22 protein-coding genes are annotated in these 19,408 nt (G+C 38.8%); 18 read left to right on the top strand and 4 right to left on the bottom strand.

Annotated features, from left to right (window positions below; genetic code table 11):
- The 12 genes from prfA to msr(D) all read left to right on the top strand — a co-directional run bounded on the left by prfA (nucleotide 1) and on the right by msr(D) (nucleotide 12,198).
- Complete coding sequence (gene prfA, locus D8844_RS02720) at nucleotides 1–1,080, top strand: peptide chain release factor 1 (protein WP_001028815.1); 1,080 nt, start codon at nucleotides 1–3, stop codon at nucleotides 1,078–1,080.
- Nucleotides 1,080–1,916: a peptide chain release factor N(5)-glutamine methyltransferase gene (gene prmC, locus D8844_RS02725; protein ID WP_125421710.1), complete on the top strand. Its 837-nt coding sequence runs from the start codon at nucleotides 1,080–1,082 to the stop codon at nucleotides 1,914–1,916. The genes prfA and prmC overlap by 1 nt, the downstream gene beginning before the upstream one ends.
- Complete coding sequence (locus tag D8844_RS02730) at nucleotides 1,900–2,502, top strand: L-threonylcarbamoyladenylate synthase (RefSeq protein ID WP_125421713.1); 603 nt, start codon at nucleotides 1,900–1,902, stop codon at nucleotides 2,500–2,502. The genes prmC and D8844_RS02730 overlap by 17 nt, the downstream gene beginning before the upstream one ends.
- A gap of 1 nt (nucleotide 2,503) precedes the next feature.
- Nucleotides 2,504–2,935: a GNAT family N-acetyltransferase gene (locus D8844_RS02735; RefSeq protein WP_125421716.1), complete on the top strand. Its 432-nt coding sequence runs from the start codon at nucleotides 2,504–2,506 to the stop codon at nucleotides 2,933–2,935.
- A 59-nt stretch (nucleotides 2,936–2,994) separates the two neighbouring features.
- Nucleotides 2,995–4,251: a serine hydroxymethyltransferase gene (glyA, locus tag D8844_RS02740; RefSeq protein ID WP_125421719.1), complete on the top strand. Its 1,257-nt coding sequence runs from the start codon at nucleotides 2,995–2,997 to the stop codon at nucleotides 4,249–4,251.
- 7 nt (nucleotides 4,252–4,258) lie between these two features.
- Nucleotides 4,259–5,233, top strand: coding sequence for a nucleoid-associated protein (locus tag D8844_RS02745; protein WP_050224330.1), 975 nt, complete (start codon nucleotides 4,259–4,261; stop codon nucleotides 5,231–5,233).
- Complete coding sequence (locus D8844_RS02750; protein WP_002893258.1) at nucleotides 5,233–5,835, top strand: lysozyme family protein; 603 nt, start codon at nucleotides 5,233–5,235, stop codon at nucleotides 5,833–5,835. Before D8844_RS02745 ends, D8844_RS02750 begins: the two co-directional genes overlap by 1 nt.
- Nucleotides 5,836–5,922: 87 nt before the next feature.
- The gene (locus D8844_RS02755) at nucleotides 5,923–6,897 is read left to right on the top strand and encodes a DUF1002 domain-containing protein (RefSeq protein ID WP_125421722.1); all 975 of its coding nucleotides are present in this window, start codon (nucleotides 5,923–5,925) and stop codon (nucleotides 6,895–6,897) included.
- Nucleotides 6,898–6,971: 74 nt separating this feature from the next.
- The gene (gene rlmD, locus D8844_RS02760; protein ID WP_125421725.1) at nucleotides 6,972–8,327 is read left to right on the top strand and encodes a 23S rRNA (uracil(1939)-C(5))-methyltransferase RlmD; all 1,356 of its coding nucleotides are present in this window, start codon (nucleotides 6,972–6,974) and stop codon (nucleotides 8,325–8,327) included.
- A 514-nt stretch (nucleotides 8,328–8,841) separates the two neighbouring features.
- A complete protein-coding gene (locus D8844_RS02765) occupies nucleotides 8,842–9,012 on the top strand; it encodes a hypothetical protein (RefSeq protein WP_000873143.1) in 171 nt (56 codons plus the stop codon).
- 385 nt (nucleotides 9,013–9,397) lie between these two features.
- Nucleotides 9,398–10,615 (top strand): macrolide efflux MFS transporter Mef(A), encoded by a 1,218-nt coding sequence (mef(A), locus tag D8844_RS02770; protein ID WP_000417519.1) that lies wholly within the window; start codon nucleotides 9,398–9,400, stop codon nucleotides 10,613–10,615.
- Nucleotides 10,616–10,734: 119 nt separating this feature from the next.
- Nucleotides 10,735–12,198: an ABC-F type ribosomal protection protein Msr(D) gene (gene msr(D) / locus D8844_RS02775; protein ID WP_000420313.1), complete on the top strand. Its 1,464-nt coding sequence runs from the start codon at nucleotides 10,735–10,737 to the stop codon at nucleotides 12,196–12,198.
- Between the two features lie 117 nt (nucleotides 12,199–12,315).
- Here the strand turns inward: msr(D) and D8844_RS02780 are convergent, their stop codons facing one another.
- From D8844_RS02780 to D8844_RS02795, 4 genes are read right to left on the bottom strand one after another with little or no spacing between them, the layout of a single operon-like run.
- A complete protein-coding gene (locus D8844_RS02780) occupies nucleotides 12,316–12,615 on the bottom strand; it encodes a DUF5960 family protein (protein WP_001072467.1) in 300 nt (99 codons plus the stop codon).
- Complete coding sequence (locus D8844_RS02785) at nucleotides 12,602–12,970, bottom strand: hypothetical protein (protein ID WP_000567222.1); 369 nt, start codon at nucleotides 12,968–12,970, stop codon at nucleotides 12,602–12,604. The genes D8844_RS02780 and D8844_RS02785 overlap by 14 nt, the downstream gene beginning before the upstream one ends.
- 12 nt (nucleotides 12,971–12,982) lie before the next feature.
- Nucleotides 12,983–13,318, bottom strand: coding sequence for a DinB/UmuC family translesion DNA polymerase (locus D8844_RS02790; protein ID WP_000806926.1), 336 nt, complete (start codon nucleotides 13,316–13,318; stop codon nucleotides 12,983–12,985).
- Complete coding sequence (locus tag D8844_RS02795; RefSeq protein ID WP_001813542.1) at nucleotides 13,315–13,560, bottom strand: hypothetical protein; 246 nt, start codon at nucleotides 13,558–13,560, stop codon at nucleotides 13,315–13,317. Before D8844_RS02795 ends, D8844_RS02790 begins: the two co-directional genes overlap by 4 nt.
- Nucleotides 13,561–14,365: 805 nt before the next feature.
- Here D8844_RS02795 and D8844_RS02805 point away from each other — a divergent pair.
- The 6 genes from D8844_RS02805 to D8844_RS02830 all read left to right on the top strand — a co-directional run bounded on the left by D8844_RS02805 (nucleotide 14,366) and on the right by D8844_RS02830 (nucleotide 19,401).
- Nucleotides 14,366–15,088, top strand: a complete 723-nt coding sequence (locus D8844_RS02805) for a MurR/RpiR family transcriptional regulator (protein WP_049518643.1) — start codon at nucleotides 14,366–14,368, stop codon at nucleotides 15,086–15,088.
- An 8-nt stretch (nucleotides 15,089–15,096) separates the two neighbouring features.
- The gene (locus tag D8844_RS02810) at nucleotides 15,097–15,849 is read left to right on the top strand and encodes a MurR/RpiR family transcriptional regulator (protein WP_049518645.1); all 753 of its coding nucleotides are present in this window, start codon (nucleotides 15,097–15,099) and stop codon (nucleotides 15,847–15,849) included.
- Between the two features lie 148 nt (nucleotides 15,850–15,997).
- Nucleotides 15,998–17,428: a 6-phospho-beta-glucosidase gene (locus D8844_RS02815; RefSeq protein WP_125391062.1), complete on the top strand. Its 1,431-nt coding sequence runs from the start codon at nucleotides 15,998–16,000 to the stop codon at nucleotides 17,426–17,428.
- A 12-nt stretch (nucleotides 17,429–17,440) separates the two neighbouring features.
- Nucleotides 17,441–17,743: a PTS sugar transporter subunit IIB gene (locus D8844_RS02820; RefSeq protein ID WP_001020606.1), complete on the top strand. Its 303-nt coding sequence runs from the start codon at nucleotides 17,441–17,443 to the stop codon at nucleotides 17,741–17,743.
- Nucleotides 17,744–17,753: 10 nt separating this feature from the next.
- Nucleotides 17,754–19,067: a PTS sugar transporter subunit IIC gene (locus D8844_RS02825; protein WP_049518650.1), complete on the top strand. Its 1,314-nt coding sequence runs from the start codon at nucleotides 17,754–17,756 to the stop codon at nucleotides 19,065–19,067.
- Between the two features lie 13 nt (nucleotides 19,068–19,080).
- Entirely contained in the window at nucleotides 19,081–19,401 is a 321-nt protein-coding gene (locus D8844_RS02830; protein ID WP_049518651.1) for a PTS sugar transporter subunit IIA, read from the top strand.
- Nucleotides 19,402–19,408 lie beyond the last annotated feature (7 nt).

A 19,408-nucleotide genomic window follows, 5' to 3' on the forward strand; every position in this document is an offset into this window, starting at 1 on the left:
ATGAACATCTATGATCAACTACAAGCTGTAGAAGACCGTTATGAAGAATTAGGAGAATTGCTCAGTGACCCTGATGTCGTTTCAGACACCAAGCGATTCATGGAGCTTTCAAAAGAAGAGGCTTCAACTCGTGATACGGTAACAGCCTACCGTGAGTACAAACAAGTTCTTCAAAACATCGTTGATGCCGAAGAGATGATTAAGGAGTCAGGCGGAGATGCGGACTTGGAAGAAATGGCCAAGCAAGAATTAAAAGATGCCAAGGCTGAAAAAGAAGAGTATGAAGAAAAATTGAAAATCTTGCTCCTTCCAAAGGATCCAAACGATGACAAGAACATCATCCTTGAAATTCGTGGAGCGGCTGGTGGTGACGAAGCGGCACTTTTCGCCGGAGATTTGCTAACTATGTACCAAAAGTATGCGGAAGCCCAAGGCTGGCGCTTTGAAGTCATGGAAGCTTCTATGAATGGTGTCGGTGGTTTCAAGGAAGTGGTTGCTATGGTTTCTGGTCAATCTGTATATTCTAAGCTTAAGTACGAATCAGGTGCCCACCGTGTGCAACGTGTCCCTGTGACAGAAAGCCAAGGTCGTGTCCACACTTCAACTGCCACAGTTCTTGTTATGCCTGAAGTCGAAGAAGTAGAATACGATATTGATCCAAAAGACCTTCGTGTTGATATCTACCACGCATCTGGTGCTGGTGGTCAGAACGTCAATAAGGTTGCGACTGCCGTGCGTATCGTTCACTTGCCAACCAATATCAAGGTTGAGATGCAGGAAGAACGTACCCAGCAGAAAAACCGTGAGAAGGCCATGAAAATCATCCGTGCGCGTGTTGCTGACCACTTTGCACAAATTGCCCAGGATGAACAAGACGCTGAACGTAAGTCTACTATCGGTACTGGTGACCGTTCAGAACGTATTCGTACATATAACTTCCCACAAAACCGTGTCACAGACCACCGTATTGGCTTGACTCTCCAAAAACTAGATACCATCTTGTCTGGTAAATTGGATGAAGTTGTGGATGCCTTGGTTCTTTATGACCAAACACAAAAATTAGAAGAATTAAACAAATAATGAAATTAGCTCAATTATTTTCAGATTTTGAAGAAGAGTTGGTTAGACAAGGAGAGGAAGCTGAAAGCCTCTCTTTTGTCTATCGTAGCCTAAAAAATCTCTCTTTTACGGACTTTGTCTTTGCTCTTCAGCAGGAAGTGACAAAAGAGGAAGAAAATTTTGTAGAAGAAATTTTCCAGCAGTTAGCATCCCATAAACCAGCTCAGTATATCATCGGACAGACAGATTTCTTTGGAATGCAGTTAAAAGTGGATGAGCGGGTTTTGATTCCTCGTCCAGAGACAGAAGAGTTGGTGGAACTCATCCTCACAGAAAATCCTGAGGAAAATCTTAAGATCCTAGATATCGGGACTGGAAGTGGCGCCATAGCCCTTGGATTAGCAAAAAACAGACCAGATTGGTCAGTGACGGCAGCAGATATTTCCCAAGCCGCCTTAGAGCTTGCATCAGAGAATGCTAGAAATCAAAATCTTAATATATTTTTTAAAAAATCTGATTGTTTTGCAGAAATTTCTGAAAAATATGATATAATTGTATCCAATCCACCTTATATCTCTCGTGAAGATGAGTCAGAGGTCGGTTTGAATGTCTTACATTCAGAGCCTCATCTAGCTCTCTTTGCAGATGAGGATGGCCTAGCTATTTATCGCAGAATTGCGGAAGATGCAAAAGACTATCTCACAGATGGTGGCAAGATTTACCTTGAAATTGGATACAAGCAAGGTCAAAGTGTTCCTGCGCTTTTTAGGAAACATCTTCCTGAAAAACGGGTACGAACACTCAAGGACCAATTTGGTCAAGATAGGATGGTTGTAGTTGATGATGGACAGGATTAGACAAGAGTTGGAAAAGGGCGGGGCAGTCGTTTTACCTACCGAGACAGTTTACGGTCTCTTTGCTAAGGCCTTAGATGAAAAAGCTGTCGACCATGTTTACCAACTTAAACGTCGTCCTAGAGAAAAGGCGCTCAATCTTAATGTCGCTTCTCTAGAGGACATCTTGCACTTTTCAAAGAATCAGCCAACTTATCTAGAAAAAATTGTAGAGGCCTTTTTACCGGGTCCCTTGACCATTATCCTCGAAGCCAATGACCGAGTTCCCTATTGGGTCAACTCTGGTCTTGCAACTGTCGGATTTCGGATGCCGAGTCACCCCATTACACTGGATTTGATTCGAGAGACAGGTCCTTTGATTGGGCCGTCTGCCAATATCTCGGGTCAGGCGAGTGGAGTGACCTTTGCTCAAATTCTAGAGGATTTTGACCAAGAGGTTCTGGGTCTGGAGGACGATGCTTTTCTAACTGGACAGGATTCGACGATTTTGGATTTGTCTGGAGACAAGGTGAAAATCTTACGCCAAGGGGCAATTAAGCGAGAAGATATTCTTGCACAGTTGCCAGAGATTTCTTTTGAGGAGGAATGAGATGCTAAGAGATTTGCAAGAAACAGATGTGAATGCTATATGTGAGATTAACCAAGAGGCTTTGGGCTATTCTTTTAGTCCAGAGGACACAGCTAGTCAACTAGCTAGATTATCTCAGGATTCACATCATTTCCTACTTGGTTATGAGGATGCAGTTAGTCATATCCTACTTGGATATGTCCATGCTGAAGTTTATGAATCCCTCTATTCCAAAGCAGGTTTTAATATCTTAGGCTTAGCAGTTTTACCTCAAGCACAAGGGCAAGGTATCGGTAAAACCTTACTGCAAGGGTTGGATCAAGAAGCAAAAAGACGGGGTTATGGGTTTATCCGCTTAAACTCTGCTGATCATCGTCTGGGAGCTCATGCATTTTATGAAAAAGTTGGTTATACTTGTGATAAAGTGCAGAAACGGTTTATTCGCATCTTTTAGTTTATTTTCTTATTGAAAAACAAACTAAAGGACCAGTCACACTATAAAGGAGAAGACCTATGATTTTTGACAAAGACGATTTTAAAGCCTACGATGCTGATCTCTGGAATGCTATTGCCAAAGAAGAAGAACGCCAACAAAACAATATCGAATTGATTGCTTCGGAAAACGTGGTTTCCAAGGCTGTTATGGCAGCTCAAGGGTCTATCTTGACAAACAAATATGCCGAGGGTTACCCAGGACGCCGTTATTATGGTGGAACCGATGTAGTAGACGTGGTAGAAACTCTAGCTATTGAACGTGCAAAAGAAATTTTCGGTGCTAAATTCGCCAATGTCCAACCTCACTCAGGAAGCCAAGCCAACTGTGCGGCTTACATGGCCTTGATTGAGCCAGGTGATACCGTTATGGGGATGGATTTGTCTGCAGGTGGACACTTGACCCACGGAGCTCCAGTTAGCTTCTCTGGTCAAACCTACAACTTTGTTTCTTACAGTGTGGATCCTGAAACGGAACTCTTGGACTTTGATGCTATCTTGAAACAAGCCCAAGAAGTAAAACCAAAACTAATCGTAGCGGGTGCTTCAGCCTATTCTCAAATTATCGACTTCTCAAAATTCCGTGAAATCGCAGATGCTGTTGGGGCTAAGCTTATGGTCGATATGGCCCATATCGCTGGTTTGGTGGCAGCCGGACTTCACCCAAGCCCAGTACCATACGCTCATATCACTACAACAACGACCCACAAAACTCTTCGTGGACCGCGTGGTGGTTTGATTTTGACAAATGATGAGGACCTAGCTAAGAAAATCAACTCTGCTATTTTCCCAGGTATTCAGGGTGGTCCTTTGGAGCATGTTGTGGCGGCTAAGGCGGTTTCCTTCAAAGAAGTTTTGGATCCAGCTTTTAAAGAATATGCTGCTAATGTCATCAAAAACAGCAAGGCTATGGTTGAAGTCTTCTTGCAAGACCCTGATTTCCGTATTATTTCTGGTGGTACTGAAAATCACCTCTTCCTAGTGGATGTGACTAAGGTTGTAGAAAACGGAAAAGTTGCTCAAAACTTGCTGGATGAAGTTAATATTACCCTAAATAAAAACTCAATCCCATACGAAACCTTGTCACCATTCAAGACAAGTGGAATTCGTATCGGATCTGCAGCCATCACTGCACGTGGATTTGGTGAAGAAGAAAGCCGTAAAGTGGCTAAACTCATCATTAAAACTCTTAAAAATGCAGAAAATGAAGCTGTCTTAGAAGAAGTGAGAAGTGAAGTCAAAGCGTTGACAGATGCCTTCCCACTATACGAGGACTAATACTTTTATGGACATTTATATTAAGAAAGCTATTATCCATCAGTTCAGCCCAGACGATACTGAGTTGTTCTTAGCGGATAAATTTCTCAATATCACTCCAAAAATCGAAGAATACCTACGTAAAAAAATCGAACGCGTGTATTCAGATGAAGCAAAGACTGGGATTTTCGAAGAAGAAAATCCCTTCTTCAATCACATCACAGACGATTTGTTGGAGACATCAGTAACACTGGCTAATCTCTGGAAAGAGGAGTTCAGCATTTCTGAAAATCTCAAGACCAATGACTTGATTTTTGTACAATTTTCTAAAGAAGGCGTTGAGCATTTCGCTTTCTTGCGAATTGCTCTACGTGAGACCTTGACCCACCTCGGTGGAGAAGTTGATAATCCAATCAAGCTAACTCAGAATAACCTGCCTGGATTTGGAACGGGGGCTGATGAGGCATTGGTGGTCAATCTTCAAAGTCGCAAGTACCACCTCATCGAGAAACGAATCAAGTACAACGGGGCTTTCTTGAACTATTTTTCAGAAAATCTCCTAGCTGTTGCTCCCAAGATTTCACCAAAGAAATCCATCAAGGAACTGGAAAAAACAGCCCAGAGAATTGCAGAGTCCTTTAACACAGATGATTTTCAATTTCAATCCAAGGTCAAATCAGCGATTTTCAACAATCTGGAAGAAAGCAATGAACTGTCACCTGAAAAATTGGCTAACGACCTTTTTGATAACAATCTGACAGCTCGTTTGAGCTTTATCGACCAAGTCAAGGAAGCCGTACCAGAACCAGTCCAGTTCGATGAAATTGATGCTAGTCGTCAATTAAAGAAATTTGAAAATCAAAAACTTTCCTTGTCAAATGGAATTGAACTCATCGTTCCCAATAACGTCTATCAAGATGCGGAGTCTGTTGAGTTTATCCAAAATGACAATGGAACCTATTCTATCTTAATCAAAAATATCGAGGATATTCAAAGTAAATAATGTTTAAATTTATAAGAAGAGTGCTTGTGCTAGCAGTCTTCCTTTTCGCAGGATACAAAGCTTATCATATCCATCAGGATGTTAAACAAGTCATGACCTACCAACCCATGGTTCGAGAAATCTTGAGCGAAAGAGATACTCCAGCCAATGAAGAGTTGGTGCTCGCCATGATTTATACGGAAACGAAGGGAAAAGAGCGGGATGTCATGCAGTCTAGTGAGTCTGCTAGTGGCGCTACCAATACCATCAAAGACGATGCCTCCAGTATTCGCCAAGGGATACAGACACTAACAGATAACCTCTATTTGGCACAGAGCAAAGGAGTAGATGTCTGGACCGCCGTTCAAGCCTATAATTTTGGACCTGCCTATATCGACTTTATCGCTCAGAATGGCAAGGAAAATACTCTGGCACTAGCCAAACGTTACTCCCGAGAAACGGTCGCTCCTATCCTTGGTAATACTACAGGGAAGACCTACACCTATATCAACCCTATTTCTATCTTTCACGGAGCCGAACTCTATGAAAACGGTGGAAATTATTACTACTCGAGACAGGTTCGCTTTAATCTCTATATCATGAAATTCTTTAATTTCTTTTAAACATCTGGTTTGACCAGGTGTTTTTTCACTATAAGTTTTCTTTAAGATTGTTTTATTACCCTAGAAAGGTAAAGGAGGGAATATCCCATGAGAAAGAAATTCTTTCTAACAAGTGCTGCCGTATTGTGGGCCGCAACAGCTATGACGAGTGTCCACGCAGCAACCGATGTTCAAAAAGTAATCGATGAAACCTATGTACAACCCGAATATGTTCTAGGTTCTTCTCTATCTGAAGACCAGAAAAACCAAACTCTTAGCAAACTTGGCTATGACGCATCAAAAGATACCAAAGATATCAAAACTATGACACCTGATATCTATTCGAAAATTATGAATGTGGCTAATGATGCTAGTCTACAGCTCTATTCGTCGGCTAAGATTCAAAAGCTGGGTGACAAATCACCTCTAGAGGTCAAGATTGAAACGCCTGAAAATATCACCAAGGTGACGCAGGATATGTACCGTAATGCAGCGGTGACGCTGGGAGTTGAGCATGCCAAAATCACAGTTACAGCCCCTATTCCAGTTACAGGTGAGAGCGCCCTAGCTGGGATTTACTACTCGTTAGAGGCCAATGGTGCTAAAGTACCGCAAGCCAATAAGGACTTGGCCCAAGAAGAACTAAAAGCCTTGTCCGATATCAATGCTGAAAACAAGGACAAGTCAGGCTACGATGCCAATAAGCTCAATGTGGCTTTGGCAGATATCAAGGCAGGAATCGCAAAGGCAAAAGAAGCCAAAGGAAATCTGACAGAAGAAGATGTCCGCAAAATCGTTGAAGACACGCTAAAAAACTACAAACTTGATCAGGTTATAACAGGAAACCAGGTCAATATCATCATCAATTTTGCCCTCAACCTCTCAAAGAGCGACATTTTGAACAATGCTGATTTCACTAAAACCCTAAATGACCTCAAGCAAAGCATTGTCTCTCAAGCTGGAGATAGCTTTAAAAATATCAACCTTAACTTTGATGCTAATAAAGCGCTAGAAGACGGGGGCAACTTCTTTAGCTCCCTTTGGCAAGCTATTGTCAACTTCTTCAAGAGTTTTGGTGCTTAGGTCATTTCATGATATAATAGATGGTAACAGAAATGTTGCCGTCTTTTTTTGTTGGCCAATAGAAAGTGAAAAATATGTTAAAGAAAAATGATATTGTAGAAGTTGAAATTGTTGATTTGACCCATGAAGGGGCTGGAGTCGCCAAGATAGAAGGTTTGGTTTTCTTTGTAGAAAATGCTCTACCAACTGAGAAAATCCTCATGCGTGTCCTCAAAGTCAATAAAAAGATTGGCTTTGGGAAGGTTGAAGAATACCTTATTCAGTCACCTCATCGTAATCAAGACCTCGACCTAGCTTATCTACGTTCAGGAATTGCTGACTTGGGGCATCTTGCCTACCCAGAGCAGCTCAAGTTTAAAACCAAGCAAGTCAAAGACAGTCTCTACAAGATTGCTGGGATTACAGATGTAGAGATCGCTGAAACGCTGGGTATGGAAAATCCAGTCAAGTATCGAAATAAGGCGCAAGTTCCAGTTCGTCGTGTCAATGGCGTCTTGGAAACTGGCTTTTTCCGTAAGAATTCCCATGATCTCATGCCACTCGAAGATTTCTTTATCCAAGATTCAATGATTGACCAAGTTGTAGTAGCCCTACGCGACTTACTCCGTCGTTATGATTTGAAACCCTATGATGAACAGGAACAAGCTGGCTTGATTCGAAATCTTGTAGTGCGACGTGGGCACTATTCAGGACAAATCATGGTCATTTTAGTAACAACTCGTCCGAAAGTTTTCCGAGTGGAGCAATTGATTGAACAAGTCATCAACCAGTTCCCAGAGATTGTGTCTGTCATGCAAAATATCAACGACCGAAATACCAATGCGATTTTTGGTAAGGAGTGGAAGACTCTTTATGGTCAAGACTATATTACGGACCAGATGTTGGGAAATGACTTCCAAATCGCTGGCCCAGCCTTTTACCAGGTCAATACAGAAATGGCTGAGAAACTCTATCAAACAGCTATTGACTTTGCGGAGTTAAGAGAAGATGATGTGGTGATCGATGCTTATTCTGGTATTGGAACCATTGGATTATCCGTTGCCAAGCATGTCAAAGAAGTCTACGGTGTTGAAGTGATTCCAGAAGCAGTAGAGAATAGCAAGAAGAATGCTGCATTGAACAATATTACAAATACCCACTATGTCTGTGACACAGCTGAAAACGCCATGAAGAACTGGCTCAAGGAAGGTATCCAACCAACCGTTATCTTGGTTGATCCTCCACGTAAGGGATTGATTGAGAGCTTTATCAAAGCAAGCGCTCAAACAGGAGCAGACCGCATTGCCTATATCTCTTGTAATGTCGCAACCATGGCGCGTGATATCAAACTCTACCAAGAATTGGGATATGAGTTGAAGAAAGTCCAACCGGTGGATTTGTTTCCTCAAACGCACCATGTTGAGGCGGTAAGTTTGCTAGTCAAGGAGTAAAACGACGAAGATTAGCATTTACTTCCGCCCATGCGATAGCTGTCCGTGATTGACAAGTGCTAGCACGCAGACAGAACGGAGATAGCGAACCGCTGAGTGTGTCGCTCTGCTCGTAAAAGCTTAGAAACCTTTGAACGAAAGGGATAATGAAAGCCTTGATTGCAAGGCTTTTTGCTTTATGGTGGGTAAGTATCAGAGTGAGAAAATTTTTGGAATGAGTAGAAGTGATAGCTAGAAATTATCAGTTTCTATTTCCATTTACCCTGTGGGTACGTGTTTGTTTCCATTGACAAGGAGTTTGTGGGAATAGAAATGTACCCACCTTGTTTGAATCAAGTGAAGTGTAGTTGAAGGAAATCTGTTGAAAGCAATACTTCATTTTACCGAATAAGTAATAATTTAGGCAACTTCAAATCGATTAAAAAAAACTATTTTAAAGGTTAAGAGTAGACAAAAATTGTCCACTCTTTTTTGCAAACTCAATTTATCAATAAATGAAATGAGGGAATGTAAAATGAAATATTTTGAGGTTGAGTTAGAAAATCCTGATGAATTTTTAAAACTACAAACAGAAGATTTTGTGAAAGCTAATCGCTTGCTACTAAGGAAGATAATCCAGAGCGTTACAGTCTATGAAGAAAACTTCGTCATATCCTTTAAATCTGGCATCGAATTGGAAGTATGAGTCTCATTCCATAACTTTTATATTGAACATATCATCTTGTTGTGTTATACTATAAATTGATATAAACAAAGATGTAGGAGGAACCGAAACTATGACAGCCTCAATGCGTTTAAGATAAGCTGGCAATAAAAAAAGCAGAATCTATACCCGATGATAGGCTTTTTTGTTGTGCTTATTTATACGATATTGAGCATTCATTAGTTACGGTGAGGATATTGGTTATTTAACTATACCTTTATTTAACTATGTCTTTAATATGAATGTTTCCAAATTGTATGTATGCAGACCAAAAGCCACATTGTGGGGTTTGGCCTGCATTTTTTATTGCCTAGAATGCTATTCAAAATAGAAATTCAAGCAAAATAATATGCAGGAGATAATATAAATGGAAAAATACAACAATTGGAAACGAAAATTTTATGCAATATGGGCAGGGCAAGCAGTATCATTAATCACTAGTGCCATCCTGCAAATGGCGATTATTTTTTACCTTACAGAAAAAACAGGATCTGCGATGGTCTTGTCTATGGCTTCATTAGTAGGTTTTTTACCCTATGCGATTTTGGGACCTGCCATTGGTGTGCTAGTGGATCGTCATGATAGGAAGAAGATAATGATTGGTGCCGATTTAATTATCGCAGCAGCTGGTGCAGTGCTTGCTATTGTTGCATTCTGTATGGAGCTACCTGTCTGGATGATTATGATAGTATTGTTTATCCGTAGCATTGGAACAGCTTTTCATACCCCAGCACTCAATGCGGTTACACCACTTTTAGTACCAGAAGAACAGCTAACGAAATGCGCAGGCTATAGTCAGTCTTTGCAGTCTATAAGCTATATTGTTAGTCCGGCAGTTGCAGCACTCTTATACTCCGTTTGGGATTTAAATGCTATTATTGCCATCGACGTATTGGGTGCTGTGATTGCATCTATTACGGTAGCAATTGTACGTATACCTAAGCTGGGTAATCAAGTGCAAAGTTTAGAACCAAATTTCATAAGGGAGATGAAAGAAGGAGTTGTGGTTCTGAGACAAAACAAAGGATTGTTTGCCTTATTACTCTTAGGAACACTATATACTTTTGTTTATATGCCAATCAATGCACTATTTCCTTTAATAAGCATGGAACACTTTAATGGAACGCCTGTGCATATTTCTATTACGGAAATTTCCTTTGCATTTGGGATGCTAGCAGGAGGCTTATTATTAGGAAGATTAGGGGGCTTCGAAAAGCATGTATTACTAATAACAAGTTCATTTTTTATAATGGGGACCAGTTTAGCCGTTTCGGGAATACTTCCTCCAAATGGATTTGTAATATTCGTAGTTTGCTGTGCAATAATGGGGCTTTCGGTGCCATTTTATAGCGGTGTGCAAACAGCTCTTTTTCAGGAGAAAATTAAGCCTGAATATTTAGGACGTGTATTTTCTTTGATCGGAAGTATCATGTCACTTGCTATGCCAATTGGGTTAATTCTTTCTGGATTCTTTGCTGATAAAATCGGTGTAAATCATTGGTTTTTACTATCAGGTATTTTAATTATTGGCATTGCTATAGTTTGCCAAATGATAACTGAGGTTAGAAAATTAGATTTAAAATAAACAATATTGGAGGAATATTTATGTATCTTATTTTCATGTAACTCTTCCTGCTAAAATCGCAGGGTTTTCCCTGCATACAAGCAAATGAAAGCATGCGATTATAGACAGGAGGAAATGTTATGGAATTAATATTAAAAGCAAAAGACATTCGTGTGGAATTCAAAGGACGCGATGTTTTAGATATAAATGAATTAGAAGTATATGATTATGACCGTATTGGTTTAGTAGGAGCAAATGGTGCTGGAAAAAGCACTTTACTCAGGGTACTTTTAGGAGAATTAACTCCCCCAGGATGTAAAATGAATCGTCTGGGTGAACTTGCCTATATTCCCCAGTTGGACGAAGTAACTCTGCAGGAGGAAAAAGATTTTGCACTTGTAGGCAAGCTAGGTGTTGAGCAATTAAATATACAGACTATGAGCGGTGGTGAAGAAACAAGGCTTAAAATAGCACAGGCCTTATCGGCACAGGTTCATGGTATTTTAGCGGATGAACCTACGAGCCATTTAGACCGTGAAGGAATTGATTTTCTAATAGGACAGCTAAAATATTTTACAGGTGCACTGTTAGTTATTAGCCATGACCGCTATTTTCTTGATGAAATAGTAGATAAAATATGGGAACTGAAAGATGGCAAAATCACTGAGTATTGGGGAAACTATTCTGATTATCTTCGTCAGAAAGAGGAAGAACGTAAGAGCCAAGCTGCAGAATACGAACAATTTATTGCGGAACGTGCCCGATTGGAAAGGGCTGCGGAGGAAAAGCGAAAACAGGCTCGTAAAATAGAACAGAAGGCAAAAGGTTCTTCAAAGAAAAAAAGTACTGAAGACGGAGGGCGTTTAGCTCATCAAAAATCAATAGGAAGTAAGGAAAAAAAGATGTATAATGCTGCTAAAACCCTAGAGCACAGGATTGCGGCCTTAGGAAAAGTAGAAGCTCCGGAAGGCATTCGCAGAATTCGTTTCAGGCAAAGTAAAGCATTGGAGCTCCATAATCCATACCCTATAGTCGGTGCAGAAATTAATAAAGTATTTGGGGATAAGGCTCTGTTTGAAAATGCATCTTTTCAAATTCCGTTAGGAGCAAAAGTGGCGTTAACTGGTGGTAATGGAATCGGAAAAACAACTTTAATCCAAATGATCTTAAACCATGAAGAAGGAATTTCTATTTCGCCTAAGGCAAAAATAGGTTACTTTGCACAGAATGGTTACAAGTACAACAGTAATCAGAATGTTATGGAGTTTATGCAGAAGGATTGTGACTACAATATATCAGAAATTCGTTCAGTGCTAGCATCTATGGGGTTCAAACAGAACGATATTGGAAAAAGTTTATCTGTTTTAAGCGGTGGAGAAATTATAAAATTGTTGCTTGCTAAAATGCTCATGGGTAGATATAACATCCTAATAATGGATGAACCCAGTAACTTCCTTGACATACCAAGTTTAGAGGCTTTGGAAATACTAATGAAGGAGTACACCGGAACTATCGTGTTTATCACCCACGATAAACGATTACTCGAAAATGTAGCAGATGTAGTTTATGAAATTAGAGATAAGAAAATAAATCTGAAACATTAAATTTAAGGTAGTCGCTGGTCAGTATAGTCTGTTCTGGTTGGCGACTCCATTGTTAAAGAGTATAAAGACTTTAGATTTTATGAATATTAAAAATAGGAACAGTCAATTGAACTGCTCCTATTTTTCTGCTAAATATATTGTAGTTTTCTTATATGTATAATGATAGATTAGCGGATTCTCATCTACGGTACTTACTTCAAATATGAAGAAGTGATCGCGGTTATCTCTGGACTTTTCCTTATTGAGGACAAAGTAATTCTTACGTGAAGTCGCCATTGTTTTTAGGATATCATCAGTTAGGAAGGTCAATGGAATATTCATGTTAGAGTAGCGGTAGAAGTCACGTTCAAAATCTTGGTAGCTCTCGCTATAATAGTCCATTTGTAGGTGATTACGCTGAAACTCAAGCTGATTCATAGAGCACCTCCTCGACAAGTTCAATACTAATAATGTCTTTTAATTTCAAATTGATGTGACCTGTTGTAGTTTTTATCAAAATGAAATCTTTGGTCAGACTTGGTATTGTTCCAGTGTAGGAAACACGCTTGTTTTTTTCAATCACTTGAATGCGTGTGCGTAGCTGCCCGGCGTATACTTGACTGAGGAGTAATAATTTCTTCTCTAGTGATAAGTCAGACATGTACGTTACTTTGTTTGTATCATCAGAGAGTGCTGATGCATGTTCAGATAGGAAAAAGCCCATCCATTTTTGCATCTTTGTATCCTGGTACTCTCTTGCTGATTGAAATGGTAAATATGAACGGTCAATCATATCAAATCCTTTCTATGCAGAGGCAAGGGTATTTTTATCAAATTGAATCGTAAAACCTTGAATTCCCCCACCTGTGTAACATTCTTTAAAGCGATTGATTACCTCAGTATAGATTATCACAGATGAGCTTGTTGGCTTAATGCTAAATGTAAATTCCAATGGTAATCGGTTTTCAGATTTAGCATGTACTAGTCGTATCGATATTTCAGTTGTTTTGAGTTTTCTCTGACGAAGTTTTGAAGTTGCTGTTTCAACGATTCCATGTAAAAATCTTTCAAGCATTTCAATATCATTACATCCTTTGCTACGGATTTCTGAAAATTGTACTGTATTTTTTTCTTGTTTCATTTTAATCCCTCCAATCCACCCGCGGAATGACCACCGATAAGTTTACTGCGTTCAATATTTCTGGAACCTTCAGTTAGGACGGTTCCTTTTTGTATGGCTAAAAAACCAAACTGTTCTCTGACAACATCAATAGCTGTCTGAAGTCTATTATCTTTTTCAATTTGTTCTACATCATCAAAGAGTGATAGTAGAGTATAGCTTTCATCTACGAAGCCACTATAAGATACACCAATTTGTCTCACTGCACCAGAGGTGTATTTTTTCGGAATAATACAAGTACATGACTCACCATTGTTTTGGGGAGATTTGCGGGTTCAATTTTATTCTGAGCATTTATAGATTTTTTCATCTCAGTCCTAGAATAGCCAATATGAATAGAAACGACAGTAGTCAATACTAGGGCTACTGTTCCGTTCCACAGTATCATTTAAAAATCATTTTCACACCCTTTCGTCTATTAGTATAGAAGAAAGCTCTCAGCACATGTCGAGTGTGTAGCTTTGCTTGTAAAAGCCTAGAACATTTTGATAAATCGCAATAATGAAAAGCCTTGGTTTCAAGGCTTTTTGTATTGGCGTGGGGGAGTATTATAGTGAGAAAATTTTTGGAATGAATAGAAGTGATAGCTAGAAATTATCAGTTTCTATTTACATTTACCCTGTGGGTATGTGTTTCTTTCCATTGACAAGGAGTTTGTGGGAATAGAAACGTCCCCACCTTACATATCTCCAGAATGGGCGATTGAAATTGAGACAATTTAATAGAGATAAGCTCTTGTTATGTTTCTTTTAAGTCAATAAACTAACAATACTCAAAGTATGCTCAAAAATATGATATAATCTAGGACATAAGGCAATACTGTTTTAAAGTATTTTCTCTTAACCATGTCTCGTTAGACAAATCTGATTCGTCTGGTTTTCTAATGGATTTTAATGCTGACTTGGTTTTATAGCCATTATGCTCTCCATTATTTTAGTGTAGAACACTTTGGTTATTAGTTTTTTGTTACATTGTAAGCAAATCAATAGAGATAGAAAAAGGAATTATATGTTTAGTTATGAGGTTGTAGCAAGTTTTAACGACTTAGAAAATGCTATTTATACAACTATTTTAGAAAATGAAAATATATCCTCTATGACAATCAAGGAATTGGCCCAACTTGCACATGTATCAGTTGGAACCGTACAACGATTTTGCAAGCATCTAGGATTTGATGGATATAGCCATTTTAAGATTGCTTATAAAGAATATTTAAAAAATGAGCAAATTATTTTAAACAATCAAGACAATCATTCTTTGAAGTTATTCATTGATTATACTGAGCAAGATACTTTTTTGCAGCTGATTATGGAGGCTGTGGCAATCTTAAAGAACGTTGAACAGATTGTTTTTGTCGGAATTGGTTCCTCTGGAACTTTAGGTCGATATGGAGCGCGCTATTTTTCAAATATTGGCAAATTTAGTATGTGTATTGAAGATCCTTGGCAACCAGTGCTACAAAACAGTATGGAAAAAACTTGTGTCATTGCCTTATCCGAATCTGGTGAGACTTCTCAAACATTGAAAATTGTACAAAAATTAAAGGAAAAAGGTTGTCCAGTTATTGCCATCACAAATACATTGGAATCAACATTGTCAAGGCTATCTGATTGCTCCATAACCTATCATGTTCCTCAATTATTTTTAAATGGGTTTAATATTACGACGCAGGTACCTGTTATTTTCATTATTGAAATGTTAATGAAACAACTATATACTACAAAAGCATAAGGGTGTCTATGAATTTATTTGATTATCATAAAGTAAAAGGGCTAAATAATAGTGAATTAAGCGTGTATAATTTTATATTGCAACATAGAGATAAAGTTGCTACGATGACTATCAGAGAGCTATCGACATCTATAAATCTATCGACAACAACCATCATTCGTTTTGCGAAAAAGATGGGATTTGATAGCTACAATGATTTAAAGTATGTCTTGTCAAGGTCAGAAGATAAGGAAAATAAACATCGTCACTACTTTCCTATTGATATTCCAGCAATACAATTTTTACAGACTAGTGTTCAAGATGAAGCTTTAAAAAAACAACTATCAGAGATAGCAGACTTGATCGTTCAAGCCAAACAAGTTATCTTTTTAGGGGTGGGTACTAGTCTAAGTTTGGCAGAATATGGCTCATATCTTTTTTCTGGAATCGGTATTTTTAGCTTTGCTATCACTAACCCATTTTATTCTCTGAAATTGCATCATTCTAATTTGGAGGATGTTTTGGTTATTGCTCTAAGTGTCAGCGGTGAGACAGAAGAAGTTCTAACTCTGGTACAGGGATTCAAAGAAAGAAATGCTAAGATTGTTAGTCTGACAAATACAGATATTTCCACTTTATCACAGCTATCGGATATAAATTTATCCTACTTTATGCCAGTTGCCTATGCAGATTCCTCGCTACGTTCCACTAATTTGACCACTCAGATTCCAGTTGTCTATTTTTTAGAATCCTTACGTTACCAAGTTTATTTAAAAAAATAGGAGTGAAAACTCTTGTTTTTTTTATGTAACAAATATTGTTCGACTGTACATTTATTTTCTATCTCAATATCTATTGTCAGCAGGTACAGTATGTTATAAAATAGACTTGTTCATAGCGCTAGTACAAAATACAGAAAGGATTGGTAAAATGGCAAAAATACCAGAAGGCTTTTTATGGGGTGGGGCAGTTGCTGCTCACCAAATTGAAGGAGGATATGATAAAGGTGGAAAAGGCATTTCGATAGCCGATGTGATGACAGTTGGAAGTGCTAGCCACTCTCGACAGATTACTGATGGCGTCTTACCTGACGAATATTATCCGAATCATGATGCAATAGATTTTTACAGAACCTATAAGGACGATATACAATTATTCGCTGAGATGGGATTTAAGTGTTTTCGAACTTCGATTGCCTGGACTCGTATCTTCCCAAATGGAGATGAAGAAGAACCTAACGAAGAAGGGTTGAAATTTTATGATGATTTATTTGATCAGCTTCTAGCTCATCAAATTGAACCGGTCATCACACTCAGTCACTTTGAAATGCCCTATCATCTAGTTACTAAGTATGGTGCTTGGCGTAATCGCAAGTTGATTGATTTCTTTGTTCGTTTTGCGAAAGTCGTCATGGAACGATATAAGGACAAAGTTAAGTATTGGATGACCTTTAACGAGATCAATAATCAAGGTGCAATTAATGTTCCTTGGTGCTCATGGACTAATTCTGGTGTCATTTATCAAGAAGATGAAAATCCAGTTGAGGTACTACAGCAGGTTATCCATTATCAGTCAGTGGCTTCTGCAAAAGTTGTACAATTGGGTCGGAAAATCAATAAAAATTTCAAAATTGGTTGTATGCTGGCAATGGTACCATTTTACCCGAATACATGTGATACAAAAGATATACTTGCTAGCCAGAAGGCAATGGAGCATCGTTTATTTCACTATGGAGATCTTCATGTTTTTGGAGAGCGTCCTTACTATATTGAGGCCTTTTGTCGAAAAAATAATATCAAACTGGATATTATACCAGAAGATCTAGAAACTCTAAAAGAAGGTTGTGTAGATAATATTGGCTTGAGTTACTATATGAGTGATACAGTGACTGCTACAGCATCTGAGGAAACAGAAGAACTTTTCAAAGATGTTTACACTAAGAAAAACCCCTATATTGAATCAAGCGATTGGGGTTGGCAGATAGACCCTGAGGGATTACGCTATAGCTTAAATCTTTTATACGATCGCTATCACTGTCCGCTTTTTATAGTTGAAAATGGATTCGGTGCTTATGATAAGGTAGAGCCTGATGGAATCCATGATTCTTACCGCATTGATTACCTCAAACAACACATTGAACAAATGATGTTAGCGATTGAAGAAGATGGCGTAAATGTCATTGGTTATACCCCTTGGGGCTGTATCGATATTGTTAGTGCTGGTACAGGTGAAATGGAGAAGCGTTATGGCTTTATCTATGTCGATAAGAATAATAATGGCGAAGGAACTTTGCAACGAATGAAGAAAGATTCCTTTACATGGTATCAAAAAGTGATTGCATCAAATGGAAACGAATTATAAGGAGTAATTAAAATGAATATTGGATTGTTTTGTGCAGCAGGTATGTCAACAAGTATTTTGGTTGAGCGTATGAAAGAAGCGGCTCAGAAAAAAGGGAAAGATGCAACAATTGCAGCTTATTCCATCAGTGAATTGGAACAAAGAGTTGGAGATATTGATGTGGCTCTATTAGGCCCACAGGTTGGTTTCCAACTTGAAAAAGCAAAAGAAATTTGTGCTTCTCACAATGTTCCTGTAGAAGTGATTGCAATGGCTGATTATGGTACTGCAAACGGTATGGCAGTTCTTAAACAAGCTTACATGATGAAAAAATAAGGAGACGATGATGAAGGATAAACTGATTAAAAAGTTTGTTGATAGGATGATGGCCTTTGTCAATACCAAAGGTGTAACAGCGATAAAAGATGGTATTGTTTTCTCTATGCCATTGTTGATTGTTGGCTCCATCTTTCTTATCTTGGCCAATCTTCCAGTTCCAGCTCTAGCAACGATGTTAGAAACTAGTGGTATTACCCCTGTTCTCAATCAAGCAATTGGTGCAACCTTTAATATCAGTGCGATTGTAACAGTCATTGGGATTGCGTATACCTATGCTAAGCTAGAAAAACAGGAGCCGCTTGGGGCAGGTGTCATTGCCCTAGCAGTTTTCTTGCTAATCCAGCCCTCCAGTTTGATTTCTAAAAATGGGGATGTAGTTGGTAACATTATTCTGAAGGATTGGACTTCCGGGAAAGGGATGATTGGTGCCATTATCGTTGGTTTGATAGTAGGAGCAAGCTATTCTTGGTTTTTGAAGAAAAATATCAAAATCAAAATGCCAGATGGCGTACCAACTGGTGTAGCCAACGCATTTTCAGCCTTGATTCCTGCTACTGTTATTATCACAGCGGCAACGATCTTTGTCGGACTTGTTGAACAATTGTTTAAGGTCACAACGATTGAAGTGATTTATAATCTTATTCAAACACCAATGCAAGGCTTGACTGACTCATTGTTTGGTGCGGTGCTTATGTGTTTCCTTGTACCATTCTTATGGATGTTTGGGGTGCACGGCTCAACTGTAGTTGGTGGCATCATGAGTGGCTTGCTACAGGCGAATGCTTTGGAAAACCAAGCCATTTTAGATAAGGGCCTAGAATTAAATCTAGCCAATGGCGGTCATATTGTGACGATTCAATTTTTTGATCAATTTATCAATGTTACAGGTGCCGGGATTACGATTGGTTTGGTAGTTTACATGGTTGCATTTGCAAAATCAAAACAACTAAAAATTCTTGGACGTCTTGAAATGGTTCCAGCCATCTTTAATATCAATGAGCCGGTGCTCTTTGGTTTGCCGATTGTAATGAATCCAGTTTTAGCAACTCCCTTTATATTAACGCCTATTTTATCTTGTATCATCCAGTATTCAGCGATTTATTTTGGACTGACACCTATGTATGGTGCCGTTCAAGTTCCGTGGACTTGTCCTCCAATTATTTCAGGATTTATCATCGGTGGTTGGAAAACAGCCTTGTTGCAAACACTTATTTTGGTTATGTCTTTCTTTGTTTATTATCCGTTTATTAAACAGATGGATAAACAAGCTTTACAAGCTGTAATACAAGAAACAAGCGATTTAGAAGATGAAGATTGGTAAGAGAGGTATTAAAATGGACGAAAAAGTACTCGAAGTGTGTTTTCAAATTATCACCTATGTAGGAACAGCAAAATCTATGTACATCAATGCTATTCAATTGGCTAAGCAGGGTGAATTCGAGCAGGCTAAAGATAGAATTAAACAAGGCGAAGAAGCATTTGTACAGGGACACAATGCTCACCACTCACTTTTGACAAAAGAAATGAATGGGGAATTAAGCGAAACAGGTCTACTTCTGATGCATGCTGAGGATCAGTTAATGAGTGCAGAAGGTTTTCGAACGATTGCTGAGGAATTTATAGCAGTCTATAAACGCTTTGAGGAAGGTAAATAGAGCAAGT

This window comes from Streptococcus oralis (assembly GCF_003942875.1).
Lineage (GTDB): Bacteria > Bacillota > Bacilli > Lactobacillales > Streptococcaceae > Streptococcus > Streptococcus oralis_BX.